Source organism: Pantoea sp. T14, from assembly GCF_036663535.1.
In the GTDB taxonomy this organism is placed as follows: domain Bacteria; phylum Pseudomonadota; class Gammaproteobacteria; order Enterobacterales; family Enterobacteriaceae; genus Pantoea; species Pantoea phytostimulans.
The window spans coordinates 318,224-331,301 of record NZ_JAWUEB010000024.1 but is presented as its reverse complement, the minus strand read 5'-3'; the positions used below and the strand labels follow the sequence as shown (position 1 = coordinate 331,301).

Annotated in this window: 12 protein-coding genes; 6 read left to right on the top strand and 6 right to left on the bottom strand. The window is 50.9% G+C overall.

Annotated features, from left to right (window positions below; translation table 11 throughout):
- Positions 1-89 precede the first annotated feature (89 nt).
- Both SC127_RS12685 and pdxR read right to left on the bottom strand, forming a co-directional pair.
- Positions 90-1,280, bottom strand: a complete 1,191-nt coding sequence (locus SC127_RS12685) for a serine hydrolase domain-containing protein (RefSeq protein WP_442955752.1) — start codon at positions 1,278-1,280, stop codon at positions 90-92.
- Between the two features lie 172 nt (positions 1,281-1,452).
- Positions 1,453-2,856 carry a MocR-like pyridoxine biosynthesis transcription factor PdxR gene (gene pdxR, locus SC127_RS12680; protein WP_442955751.1) on the bottom strand — a complete coding sequence of 468 codons (1,404 nt, stop codon included), beginning with the start codon at positions 2,854-2,856 and terminating at the stop codon, positions 1,453-1,455.
- A 113-nt stretch (positions 2,857-2,969) separates the two neighbouring features.
- Here pdxR and SC127_RS12675 point away from each other — a divergent pair, with 113 nt between their 5' ends.
- The 3 genes from SC127_RS12675 to SC127_RS12665 all read left to right on the top strand — a co-directional run bounded on the left by SC127_RS12675 (position 2,970) and on the right by SC127_RS12665 (position 4,895).
- On the top strand, positions 2,970-3,578 hold the full coding sequence (locus tag SC127_RS12675; RefSeq protein ID WP_332626746.1) for an FMN-dependent NADH-azoreductase: 609 nt from the start codon (positions 2,970-2,972) through the stop codon (positions 3,576-3,578).
- 14 nt (positions 3,579-3,592) lie between these two features.
- Positions 3,593-4,072, top strand: coding sequence for a carboxymuconolactone decarboxylase family protein (locus SC127_RS12670; protein ID WP_215847725.1), 480 nt, complete (start codon positions 3,593-3,595; stop codon positions 4,070-4,072).
- Positions 4,073-4,226: 154 nt separating this feature from the next.
- Positions 4,227-4,895 carry a YecA/YgfB family protein gene (locus SC127_RS12665; protein ID WP_215847726.1) on the top strand — a complete coding sequence of 223 codons (669 nt, stop codon included), beginning with the start codon at positions 4,227-4,229 and terminating at the stop codon, positions 4,893-4,895.
- A 125-nt stretch (positions 4,896-5,020) separates the two neighbouring features.
- Here SC127_RS12665 and SC127_RS12660 read toward each other — a convergent pair whose 3' ends face one another.
- Positions 5,021-6,718, bottom strand: a complete 1,698-nt coding sequence (locus SC127_RS12660; RefSeq protein ID WP_332626743.1) for a DUF4153 domain-containing protein — start codon at positions 6,716-6,718, stop codon at positions 5,021-5,023.
- A 251-nt stretch (positions 6,719-6,969) separates the two neighbouring features.
- Between SC127_RS12660 and SC127_RS12655 the strand changes: the two genes are divergently transcribed.
- The 3 genes from SC127_RS12655 to SC127_RS12645 all read left to right on the top strand — a co-directional run bounded on the left by SC127_RS12655 (position 6,970) and on the right by SC127_RS12645 (position 10,195).
- Positions 6,970-7,986 carry an HNH endonuclease gene (locus tag SC127_RS12655; RefSeq protein ID WP_332626741.1) on the top strand — a complete coding sequence of 339 codons (1,017 nt, stop codon included), beginning with the start codon at positions 6,970-6,972 and terminating at the stop codon, positions 7,984-7,986.
- Positions 7,983-8,558 (top strand): class I SAM-dependent methyltransferase, encoded by a 576-nt coding sequence (locus tag SC127_RS12650; RefSeq protein WP_332626739.1) that lies wholly within the window; start codon positions 7,983-7,985, stop codon positions 8,556-8,558. Before SC127_RS12655 ends, SC127_RS12650 begins: the two co-directional genes overlap by 4 nt.
- A 494-nt stretch (positions 8,559-9,052) precedes the next feature.
- Positions 9,053-10,195 carry a membrane-associated sensor domain-containing protein gene (locus tag SC127_RS12645; protein ID WP_442955750.1) on the top strand — a complete coding sequence of 381 codons (1,143 nt, stop codon included), beginning with the start codon at positions 9,053-9,055 and terminating at the stop codon, positions 10,193-10,195.
- A 3-nt stretch (positions 10,196-10,198) separates the two neighbouring features.
- Here the strand turns inward: SC127_RS12645 and SC127_RS12640 are convergent, their stop codons facing one another.
- The 3 genes from SC127_RS12640 to SC127_RS12630 form a co-directional block, all read right to left on the bottom strand.
- Positions 10,199-11,818, bottom strand: coding sequence for a mechanosensitive ion channel family protein (locus SC127_RS12640; protein WP_442955749.1), 1,620 nt, complete (start codon positions 11,816-11,818; stop codon positions 10,199-10,201).
- Between the two features lie 65 nt (positions 11,819-11,883).
- On the bottom strand, positions 11,884-12,687 hold the full coding sequence (locus tag SC127_RS12635) for a hypothetical protein (protein ID WP_332626737.1): 804 nt from the start codon (positions 12,685-12,687) through the stop codon (positions 11,884-11,886).
- A 63-nt stretch (positions 12,688-12,750) separates the two neighbouring features.
- Complete coding sequence (locus tag SC127_RS12630; protein ID WP_243078668.1) at positions 12,751-13,035, bottom strand: YicS family protein; 285 nt, start codon at positions 13,033-13,035, stop codon at positions 12,751-12,753.
- Positions 13,036-13,078 lie beyond the last annotated feature (43 nt).

Below are 13,078 nucleotides of genomic sequence, written 5' to 3'. Positions count from 1 at the left end.
CAGTAGACCAAGAGATAGACATTCTGTACAGCAACTCAGTTCCCTGCACTTTTCAGCTAAGTGTAAGGAAACGCGACGCTATTCTCCGGCTAGCGCTGATTAACTCGCGCTTTAGCGGCCAAATCCACCAGCAAGGCAATGCCCAGATAATTGCTCCAGTTAAACGCATTCTGTAATACCACAATGGCATTCCCGTTACGTTTATCGTAGCCAATAAAACTGGAATAACCGCCAATATAACCCACCTGATAAGTAATTTTTTGGCCGTCCAGCTCATCGGTTACCCAGGCGATATTTTGTGCCTGAGTACCATACTGATACCAAAGGTGATTTACCGCCTCGAAAGCCTGATTTAAGGCGGGATTATCCGTTGCCGCTAAATGCGCCTGCAAATAAGTAATCAGATCGCGTGCGTTGCTATAAAGGCTGGCCGCCGCCACCATGTTACCTTTGAAATGCCAATCCGGCGTCAGCGTACCGCGGGCAATAAATTTGGGCTGATCGCCTGCGTGGCCCAGCGCACGCCAGGGATAAGCAGCAAGTTGTTCTGGCTTGAAGCTGCTTTGGCTCATCTGTAGCGGGGTGAATATCAGGTTTGATGCCAGCGTCTGAATATCCTGGTGAAAACGGTGCTGCAGGATGTAGCCAAGCAGCGCATAACCGAGATTGGAGTAGTGCGGCACCTGCACTGCGGGTGCGGAGAAATCCGCCAGATATTCCAGCAATGCATCGCTATCAAGGCTGCCATAGAAGTTTTCACCGTTCCCCAGATAGCGCATAAACTGGCGCAGCATCGGCAAATCCATATCCTGACGCGGTAAGCCAGACGTGTGTGTTACCAGCTGCAACAGCGTAATTCGCTGTGCATCTGCGCTTAGCTTCACACTATCTGGCAACAACGCTTTTAGCGTGTCATTCCAATGTAGCTGGCCCTGATTGACCAATTGGATAATGACTTCTGCCGTCACGCCTTTACTTAGCGATCCCAGCGCAAACAGCGTATCAGGGGTGATCGGATAACGGTGCAGATCATCCGTAACGCCAAAAGAATAAAATTGCGCCGGCCCGCCGCGATGGATAATCGCAATGCTGATGCCAGAAACCTGTTTCTCCTGCATGTAATGACGCACGATGTCATCAACGTTTTCATGAAAGGTGTCATGCATGAGATAAACCCGATCACCTACCGGCGCAGAGGTTTGCGACAGCGTGCCGCAGGCAGAAAGCAGGAACGAGCAAAATATCACCGCGAAAAACCGCAGTAACAGGTCGCCCCACAGCGTATTCTGCGCAGTGAGATAGCGGGCAAAAAAGTGCGTCAAACTGTCCATCCTGGTGAAAGCAAAAATGCCCGTTTATCGTTTTTTGGTGAAGAGGTTAGGCGGTCAATAAAACATCGAATGCGGCGCAAGATACCATAAAGCGCAACAGCGCTGTAGCGCGGTTTTGGCGTTAGTTTGCCTGCTGCAGCAAGGCCAACGTTGGCTGCTGCACCCGCTGCAACAAAGTCATCGCCTGCTGTTCTGAACGAATATTGGTGTAACCAATGATCAGGCCATAGCGTTTCTGCGTCTGCATGTACCATGCCGACAAAGAAAACACCTGCAACTGCTGCGCCTGCCAGAGTTCTGCTAGCGCGACATCCTGCGTGCCGCGCCGCAAAAACGCGACAATGTGCATGCCACCATCACTCAGTTCATAGCTGAACGTCTCAGGAAACAGCCGGTTAAGCGCGTCCAGCATCAGGCGGCGGCGCTGCTGATAAAGCGTTCGCATCTTTTTAATGTGCTTGTAAAAGTGTCCCTCGCTGAGAAATTGCGCCAGGATCTTTTGCGGTAGCAGTGACAAGCCCGTTTCTGTGATTTCGCCCAACTCTTTAAAGCGAGAAACGGTCTCTTTTGGCATCACGATATAGCCGATCCGTAGCGCGGGCATCACCGTTTTACTGAAGGTGCCGATGTAGATCACCCGATCGTCATGATCGAGGCTTTTCAGCGCCGGGATCACCTTTTTGGTGTAGTGAAATTCGCCGTCGTAATCATCCTCAATGATCCATGATTGATTCTCTTGCGCCCATCCCAGCAACTGATGTTTACGTGGCAATGAGAGCGTGACTGCCAGCGGGCTATGATGCGTTGGCGTGGTAATCAGGAAACGCGCATCCGCATGATACCGCAGCAGATAATCAACGTTGATCCCCTGACGATCAACCGGCGCATAATGCAGGTTAGCCGCAATACGCTTCAATAATTTCTGACCAAAAAAATAGCCGGGATCTTCAAATATCACCTTATCGCTCGGCTGCGCCAGCACCTGCAGAATCAGCCGTAAATTGGCGCGATAACCGCTGGTGATAAACACCTGCTCTGGCTGACAATCGAGACCACGTGAGATGTTTAGATAACCGGCGATGGCTTCGCGCAGCGGTGCGTAACCGGTTACTGGCTGGTTCGTCATCTCTTCCGGGCGCAGGCTGCGCGCCACTTTGCCGGAAATCAGTAACCATTTTTTCAGCGGAAACTCATCCAGCGAGGGAATACCCAGCCGCATTTCCCCAGGATTATCACGCAATCCGGTTAACTGGTTTAGGCTGCTGTCTGCTAACGGCGCGGATTCTTCGGCTGGCGCTCGTCGCGAGATCACCAGATCGGGATTTACGCGCGTGCCTTTCGCGCCCTGGCTGACCAAATAACCTTCACCGATCAACACGGCGTAGGCCGCTTCAACGGTTTTTCTCGCCACCTTTAACTCTTCAGCCAGCACCCGAATGGCGGGCACTTTGTCGCCCGGCTTCAGCGCGCCCGCCATAATCTGTTGGCGATAGCGCGCGTAGATCTCTTTATAGCCCACGCCTATGTCCTACCTGTTTTCATCAGTTTTGACCCTTTTACCTCAGTCATATCTCGCTAAGATGCCTGCATTCGTTGCGCCATTACCAGCACAACCGTACATCTTGAAGAGGAAAAGTAATGAAACTGCTGCATATCAAAGTCAGTCCTGATCTCGCAGGTTCCGCCTCGCGTACCGCTTCATCTTATTTGGTAGACAAACTCAAGCTGCGCCATCCCGCCTTGGTTGAAACCGTGATTGATCTTTCCCGCGATCCGTTACCGCACCTTGATGCATTCACAATCGGCGCATTCTTTACCCCCGCTGACAGCCGGACCGCAGAACAGTGCGAGGCAATCGCAAAGTCGGATCATCTGGTTGATCAACTGCTGGAAACGGATCTGCTGGTGATCGCATCACCGATGTGGAACCTCGGGTTGCCATCGGTCCTTAAAGCCTGGTTTGACCATATCACCCGCGCTGGGCGCACCTTCGCCTTCACGGCCGAAGGCAGCAAGATTGGCTTGGTGAATAACAAACAGGTTTATTGCGTGGTTGCCAGCGGCAGCGTTTTTGCCCAAGGACCTTTCATACAGGACGATCAGTTCACGCCCTATATTCGCACCGCACTGGCTTATATCGGCATTGACGATGTGAAGTTTATTCGAGTCGACGGCACACACGATCCTGTGAGCCGTCAAACCGCCTTACCTCATGCATTGCAATGCATTGATCATCTGTTTAATTAACTGAGGGCACCATCATGACATCACGTGTAAATCACTTTAAAACGATTCCTGGCTTGGTTAAATCGCTTAGCGACGTCACCCTGGCTTCACATAAAAGCGCCATCGACAGCATGATGAAGCATCTGATTGATATCCGTGCTTCACAGTTAAATGGCTGCACCTTTTGTGTCGATATGCACATCAAACAAGCCAAACTGGACGGCGAACGCGAACTGCGTATTTATCATGTTGCCGTATGGCGTGAATCGCCGTTATTTAGTGCGAAAGAGAAAGCCGCCTTGGCATTAACTGAAGCGCTAACGCGTATTAATGCGCATGGGGTTTCGGATGAACTTTATCACGCCGTGAGCGAGCACTTTTCAGAGGTCGAAATCTCAGAATTAGCGATGGCTATTTCCGTCATCAACAGCTGGAACCGCCTGATGGTGCTTTCACAGATGGAGCCTGGCGCGCTGGATAAAGCCTATGGCCTGGATCGCGCTGATTTAAATTAATCGTTTTATACCCGGTATACTTTAAGCTTGGGTGCAGAGGCGACGCGCCTTGCTGCACCCTTAAGTATGGCGGGTATATACCTGACGTTGAGTGGATAGGCGTGTACACTGCTGCGGTTTTTTCTGATTAATGAAATGCCCGGGAGGCAACCGTATGAAAGAAGGCCCACTGTCCGAGAAAGAGCTGGAATGGCTTGAAGAGATGCTGGAAAAACACGGCAGTGAAGCGTCGATACTGGATGTCTCTGAATTGGACGGCCTGTTGACTGCCGTGCTTTCGGGCCCGACAACGGTTGAACCCAGCGAGTGGCTGGTCGCCATGTGGGGCGGCCAAAAGCATATTCCGAAATGGACCAACGAGCGCGAGATGACGCGCTTTATGGAACTCTGCTTTCAGCACATGAACGACATTGCCGATCGCCTTTCCGAGTTCCCGGAGCAGTTTGAACCGGTATTTGGCATCCGCGAGATGGAAGGTCTGGAATTCACCGTCGTGGAAGAGTGGTGCTTTGGCTACATGCGCGGCGTGGCGCTGACTGACTGGTCTGCCCTGCCACAGGAGCTGCAGCCAGCACTGGATGCCATCGCTCTGCATGGATCTGAAGAGAACCTTGAGAAAATTGATGCGCTGTCGCCAGACGAAATGGAAGCCAGCATTGATGCCATCCGCCCTGCTGCACTGGCGCTGCATGATCACTGGATTTCACAGCCAGAAGCGATTCCAATGGTGCAAAAGCCGATCGTGGCAGATAAGTTGCCAGGCAGGAATGATCCCTGCCCATGCGGCAGCGGGAAAAAGTTTAAGCAGTGTTGTTTGCACTGATTGGATTTGAGAAAGGCTGCCGATGGCAGCCTTTTTATTGGGTTACTCGTCTTATCCTTAAAGCCAATTAAATGCGTGAGCCGGCGGTTATTGTTGGCTTGTCATTATGGAATCGTAGTGGTCTCTTACTTCAGCGCTTCATGCTGATATTGATACTCCACCGGATAGCGTTGACCATCGATCTCTAAGTCCCGCCACGGTTTTTCTACGCTATTGAGCTTGCCCTGCTTTACTGCCTGTTCAAATACCGTATTACTGACCGCCGCTGCAATTACCCCTACTTCGCCCCAACGATCTTGATAATGCGCATACACCACAATCTGATGCTTTTCGCGATTAAAAAGCAGCACTTCAGGTTGCCCGTCGCCATTCAGATCCATCGCCCACACGGTGCAATCTGCCTTGCTAAGCAAGCAGGCGCTAACACGATAATTGTTATTATGGTGTTCCGTTTGCCACCAATCTTCGGGTGGCGAAGCGCTATCTGCCCGCTGCTTGATCCGCTCACGCAGCATTTTACTGCCTGCTTCGGATGCTGCTTTGCTGTGCATATTGCCTTGCCATGCGTACAGCAATCTCGGCTCGGTTAACCATTCTGGATGCTGCTGCAACAGTTTCAGCGCCTGCTGCCCACGTCGCCCGGCGCTGCTGAACATAGAGAGATCATCCTCATCAGCTTTCTGCACCCCTTGTTCGAGTCGCGAAAGCTGGTTATTGATGCTGATACGATAAGGATCGATAACCGGGCTGTGCAGCAACAGCCAGCACAGCGCCGACAGCGCTAACATTGTGGCGGTGAGTTGATCAACGCTGATGCTTTTTTGCCAGGCTTTGCGGCGCAATCCTGTGCAAGCGAAAGTCCAGAGCAGCGCCAACGCCACCATGACTGCTGCCGTTACGCGATCGATCGTCCAGCCATATTGCGCCACACGCAACCCTAAGGTGTAACAGGCTAATCCAGCAAAAACCGGCGCCAGCCATTGCGCCAGCACCACGATTTTGTGCAACCACAGCGGAGAATTTAACGTTTCGTCATCACCAGAACAGACCATTGCCGTCATGATCATCATCGCCACCGCCATGCTGGTAAGCAGCACGGTAGATGAGACTTGCTCAGGAATGATCGCCAGTCCAGTAAAAGGCAGCGACGCCAGGAACAGCAGCGAAACCAGCGCGTGCATCATCAGCATGGCGCGCATCAGCAGAGTGATTAAGCGGCGAAACATCTGGCTGATAATGATTTGCTGACGAGAGAGCACAATCCCGGCAGCGATCACCGCGCCTGTTGCAATTGGCGGGAAAAAGTCATTTTTAAAGAACAGCCATTCAAATATTTTAATGCCGATCAGATTAAACAAGCCGCTCCAGAACACCAGCAGCAGCCACAATACGCCGGTGGCTAATGCGGTGACCAGCAGCGCAAAGCTGTTGCCCCACAGCGCCGCAACGATTGCAGCCGCAGGACGCGGCCCTTTTTTAGTCGTCCAGACTTGCAGTAACGGCATCAGCAAATAAAGCCAGAGCACCGCCACCGAGATAATTCGAATATTGCCGATCGTCTCATTATTCCAGCGCAACCAGCCAGTCATCAAAGCCAAAAATGGCAACACGGCTAACGCTGCCAACCAACTCACCCGCGATCGTATTTGAATAGCCGTGCAGGCAACGACGCTGGAAAAACCAAGCGCGAATACTTTCAGATAGATTTGTGTGGAGTCAGAGAAGATGGTTGTTTCAGCGACGGCCCATAACAAGCCTGCCAGCACGCCAAGCAGAATAATCCCCCAGCGGGTTTGAGATGAGATTGCAGTGGTGCAGTTCATAACAGAGTCCTTTGTTGTGAAGAGCGAAGAAAGGAATCATAACTCTCTTGGAAATATCGTCGCTTGGCTTTTGTTAAAAAGGCGACATCCCTTTGAAAATGCCTCCTTCACTTTATTTGCCACCCTAAATAGCTCACCGCTTTATGCAGGCTTACCCAAGGTGAATTTTCGCAAACATTATGCAAAGCTGTTACGTGTTGCAGTAATTTGGAAGCCGACTCGCAAATCGGCTACGCCACAGGACACGAAACATGCATTTTTATCAGGCCGATCCTTCGCTGGAAAACTACTGGCGCGGCGTTATTCTGTTTGGCAACAACGTTGCTTCGTATAAGTTTGCCCTCGCCCACGCACTTTATGATCTGCACTCGCAGGAAAAAGAACGTATTACGATGGATGAACTGGCGCCCCCGTTTAGCCAGCATTTATGTCGCCATCTCGAACACGCGCCAAAACAAATAACCGTTAGAAGCAGCCAGTTTATTGATGCGTGCAGCCGATTTAATCGCGGTGAAATCAGTGAAGATGACCTGCTCAATGTGACGGTTAAGCGTGGATTTGCCAATGTGATTGATGCCTTTCATAACGTCAACCGTGCTGAAATCGATGTGCGATTCTTCGTCGATGAACGCAAAAGCCATAAAGGAATTCGCCTGACGGATGCATTTTTCAAACTGACTGAAACCCAACAATTCCAAAACCTGATTCATGAAACCGATGCTCGCTGGCGCTTAGTGGAACGTGCATGGGAAATGGGCGTGTCGAGCCATTTGCTGGCGGTAGAATATGACGATACTCAGCAGATATTGTTCACCCGTAAAAACGATCGCCGCGTCGATATCACCAGCTGCCGTAACAGCCTGAATGGCTATCAGAAAGGTCGCTGCTTTTATTGCTTCCGTCCGGTGAGTCTGGCTAGCGGTGACATCGATTTAACCGATGTCGATCATTTCATTCCTTGGTCAGCACGTGATTACGTGGCAAATATTAATGGTGTGTGGAATCTGGTATTGGCCTGCCAAAACTGTAATCGCGGCAAAGAGGGGAAATTTGCACATGTGCCCTCCCAGCTGTTGTTAGAACGATTACATAAGCGTAACGAGTACTTTATTAACAGCCATTTACCGCTGCGTGAAACGCTTATCAAGCAAACCGGTAAAAGCGACATTGCACGCCGCAGCTTTCTCAATACCGCCTGGCAATCTGCTCGCAATAATAAGCTGTTCCATATCTGGCATCCTCAAGCTTGTGGAGATGAACTTTTTTGACCACGCAAGATTTCTATCAGCGCAATGCGCAGCAATTTTTTGATGATACCGTTGCGGTTGAGATGTCTCCGGTTCGTGATCGCTTCACGGCATTGCTGCCTGCCGGGGCGCGAGTTCTGGATGCAGGTTGCGGATCAGGGCGCGACGCAAAAGCATTTTTTGAGTGCGGTTTTGAGGTTGAAGCTTTTGATGCCTCGGCTGAATTAGTGGCGCTAGCGAGTGCTTATAGCGGATTGGCGATCCGGCAGATGCGATTTCAGGATCTGCATGCTGAAGCACGTTACGATGGAATTTGGTGCTGTGCTTCCTTGTTGCATGTGCCTTTGACTGAGCTGCCATCGGTGATGAGAAAAGTAGCAACGGCCCTGAAACCAGGCGGCGTACTTTATGTGTCGTTTAAATATGGCATGGGCGAGCGGGAAAAGCAGGGACGTCAGTTTACGGATATGAATGAGGCTGGGCTAATCAAGTTAGCGCCTGAATTGCAGGTTATCGACGCGTGGACCAGTGAGGACCAGCGACCTGATCGCGTTGAGACGTGGTTGAATGGCTTGCTGAAATCTAAGCTTTGACGTGATTCGGAGGAGCAAAATTCCCGTAAAGACGTTTTGAACAAGCAGTTCAGCAAATGCCTAAGCTGAATTCCAGATACAAAAAAAACACTGATTTAAAAGAAAAAATAGTGTCACAAACTCACGCCCTCCCCCTTATATGCCCCCGCAAATTTTTTGTCAAAATCTTCATAGCTATCCACTTCCTGAGTTCTTTTTATGCACGTTTCAAAGAGACAATAGGCTGATGACGACGATTTTTTCTACTCGCAGAAGCCCATACACTCATTTTCATTTAAAGAAGGTTTTATGACATATCCTTCACACTGCTCACTTAAAACATTTTTGCATTAAAAACAAAAAGTTAATTAAATCCAATCGATATAGAGTGGAATTTAGTGTTCATCAGGGGTTTGCAATTTTTTGGCTTTCATAATCTGGTTCAACATTTCTGCCTTGAAAGTTGCCCCTCTATTACACTGAAGAGTAATTATTCATTTGAGAGGCCATCAGGGATGGATCAGAGTTCTGGCGGTCGACATCGTGCTTTTGATACGGCCATAGTATGGCAAGACCGTAATGATATGGTCAGGCAGGCGCTATTCGTAAGTATTCCCTGGTTCACGTTTGTGAACGTCAGCTTTGCTCTAATAATTTTTTTTCGCAATGTCCTCATCAGCGGTTTTGACCGTTCAATCAGCGACCAGGCAGAAATACTTCCTCTCATTAATGGCATTGCGGTTGGCATCATTGCTTTCTCCTTTTTACTGGCATTTTTTATCTATCGTCTTCCAGCCAGATTTACACCAGTAAGTATGGGTTTGTTGCTGATTCTCAGTTTGATGTGGAGCTACTGCAGCTATCATTTTATCGTCTGGTGGCACCTGCCATTTGCCTGGCCCCTCAGTGTGATCCTTATGCTCACCGCGCTGGCTGCGCTTTATTATCACCCACCTGCTCTTATGCTATTCCTGACCCCGTTATGGTTGACCGCTTTGCTGGCAAGTATGCAACTGAATCAGGGCATCAGCGTGCGATTCTTACTGGTCTGGCTCATCCTCACAACCATTCTCATTTATGGCCGCTATATCCTACAGCGCTGGTTTGATGAAGCCTGGCGTCGTTATCAGGAGAACCGGATGCTTATTGCAATGCTTGATGTTATGGCGCATCAGGATGCACTCACCGGGACAGCAAACCGGCGGTCAATGGAAAACTATCTGGATGACGCTATCCGCCAGGCTTTGCCGTTTGCACTGATCATGCTCGATGTGGACTATTTCAAACGCTACAACGACCATTACGGCCATCAGGCCGGGGATGATTGTCTGGCAAAGGTAGCCGGCGTTTTGAAATCGTCGGTTCGCACGCCGGCAGATCTGGTAGCACGCTACGGAGGGGAAGAGTTTGTGGTCGTGCTGCCAACTGCCTCTCTGGACGAAGCTGCTCTGGTTGCAGAGCGTATCCAGGCGAGTCTGCATGCAACAGCGCTACCGCATCTCGCATCAGAAGTCAGCAATAGAGTCACCGTCAGCATGGGCATTGCTCTTTCAGGCAGCAGTGAGAGTGCTGCCGGAATTATTAACCGAGCTGATAACGCGCTCTACCGGGCAAAGCAGCAGGGTCGTAACCAGTGGGCAAAGCAAAACCCTGCTTAATCCCTATCGCGAACGGTCAGAAGCATCCTGGTTCGCAGGAGGCGTAAACCATTTAGATTTTGTCACGATCACCGGCTGCTCAGGCTGACTGATGAAGTTAGGAGACATGATCTGCACGCCGAATTCGTTGAACACATCCTGTATATGGCCGTGGAGAATACTTCTTACCCCAGCCAGTGATTCTCCCGCCTGAAGCCGGACCTGGAGTTCATACGCCACATACCAGTCCTGCAGCGCCAGCTGGCGCACCAGCGGGGAAATGCTGCGATTAATCCCCGGTGTGCGACTGGCGGCAAGCTCCAGCATCGCTTCAACCTGCCGCCAGGGCGTGTCATAACCAATGGTGACGCTGGTCGTCATGTTAACGCCGTCGCCTTTCAACGTTGCGCTCAGGTTCACAATTCTGCCGCTGACGACAACCGCGTTGGGAACCGTAACCTCGTAGTTCTCGCGGGTCAGAATTTTAGTTGCCAGCATGCCCACCTCGCTGACGACACCCTCATGATCGGCAATCCTGATAACTTCGCCTTTTCGCAGTGCGCGAGAATAGGTCAGCACCAACCCGCTCATAGCATGGTTCATCACGCCTGCCGATCCCAGCGTCAGCATCAGCCCGAAGAAAACGCTTATCCCTTTGAAGGCGAGCGAGTTAGCCCCGGGTAAAAACGGATAAGCCGCCGACAAGGCGAATAACCAGATGACTACGCTGATCAGTTTACGGGTGACGCCAACGGTATCTGGATGCAGGCCCGACAGGTGTAACTGCCCGGTCTCGACTCGCCTGAGCACCAGTCTGAGCAATCGCGTCACCAGCGCCGTTATGAGGAAGATGACGACAACAATCAGCATGCCTGGCAGAGCGGAAAGTATGGCCATGCCCAGGCGTTGCAACAGCCCTAGCGCATAACCTCCCAGCTCCATGCCCCAAATTCGCGTCCAGGGAAACAGCCGCAACACCCAGCTGACCCAGATGTAAAATGACACGAGGAAAGCCGAGATAAGAACAATGGCATACAGCCTTACCTCAATGGGACCGAGAAAGGCGCGCAGTGCGCCAGGAATGATACTTTTCCGCTGAGCACGCCTTACGGCATATATCCGCTTCAGCCAGGCGTAGGAGCGCAGGGCAAACAGGATGAATGCGAGCAGTAACAGAGCACCCAAAAAGCTTTTACCCGCTGAGAGCAGCAGGTAACGCGATGAATACTGCTCAGACAATGATTGTCGAAGTGTGTCCAGACGGAGTCTGACGCGTTCCGCCGCCTGCGCAAGCGTCAGATCATCCCCTTCATCCAGGTCATTCTCAGCGAGCAACATAAAAGGTTTGCCGTTGATAGAAAAAAGCACGACTGGCTGTCGGTAGCGCGTCACATTGTGCATCTCTACCGACTGAGCGAGATCATTATCATTGAGCGAGCGCAATATCGTCACGATTCGCTGGATCCGCTCCTCTGGCGTGGTAAGACCAAATTTTGCCTGCAGCATCACTACTGGCTGATTAAGCAGATATAACGTACGCGCTTTTTCCTGCGCCGAGGGAGCCTGACGCGGCTCCGCGCCAAGCGCATCTTGTAACGTGAAGAACAACAGACAACCGCATATACACATCACCGCTTTAATCATTTTGCCTCCAGAAGCCGTACTTTGCCTGGCGGTAAATCCATCCGTAAGGCAGCCTTCAATGCGTATTATTGAAATTGCCAGGTATACGAAATCAGAAAGCGTGTATCGGGATCGTCCAGATAGGTGTTGTTGTCCATAACGAACGTCAGAAGGTTTACTGAACTGTGCTCATCAAACCGATAACCTGCACCAAGCCCGCCAAAATAACCCCGGTAATTCTCCCCCTTCTCATTTTTTGATCCATAAGAGCCTGCTGCAAAGCCGATCATCGTAATGTCAGGCGTTAGCGGTCGGAGGGTAAAGGCACCAAGATACCCACTGCTGCCGGAGGTGGTGATCGTGCTGAATCCATACTCAGAAGGAATACCATCGGCGAACTGAGGCGCTTTACAGTCAGCTGCATTTCCGGTGCTGCAACCGGTTATCTCACCGGTGTTGTAGGTGTATCCAGCCATTGGGAATATCTGGAAACCGGCAGGTGCGAAGCCGAAATAGCTGAGTGGGACAAAGGTTCCAATGGAATAGTTAGTCTGCGTTGCACCATTGGTATATTCGTTTTTGCCAAAATTAAAGTTAACGATGCCTACCGGAAACAGCCATGATCCGCCCACGCGCCACTCGCTGGCATCACTGTTAACACGTGCGTTCAGTTTTTTTGCCGGGTCCAGCGCGACCGAGCCTGAGAAAGAGAGATTGCTGTCGTCCATGTCATAGGTGTCCGACCACGAGACACCTACTTTGGTCGTCACCTTGGTCGGATCATCATCAAGCTTGTCGCGATTGTCGTTAACTTCTGCGCCAAGCGCCGCCTGGCTTGAAATTAACAGCCAGAAAGACCCACTCCATGCATTCCTTACATGACGCAACATAGTTACCCTCCGGCTAGCGTGCATTTATTCGCGTGACAGCATTTTAACCCTGGGCTCTGCTGGTTACTCCGGGCATTTGACCTGGCTCAGGAAGGTCTGATAACGCTTTTGATTATTTTCGGTCAGCGCTTTTACGGCTGACAGCACGGCAGAATTATCATGGGTGCTGTCCAGAAAGCGTCTCTGCAATTGTTCATCGGTTACCGTCGACGGTATCTGGCACTTGTGGCGCAGGTCATCGGTGATTTTTTGCTGCCTCAGCGCAAAGGCCAGGTTTTCATAGGCGGAGTTAGCCAGTGCTGGCGTTTGTGACAACAGCATCAATACGATCGGTATCAAGTATTTCATTCTTATCTCCCGGCCCGTTTCGGCCCTCTTAAACCCGAATAAA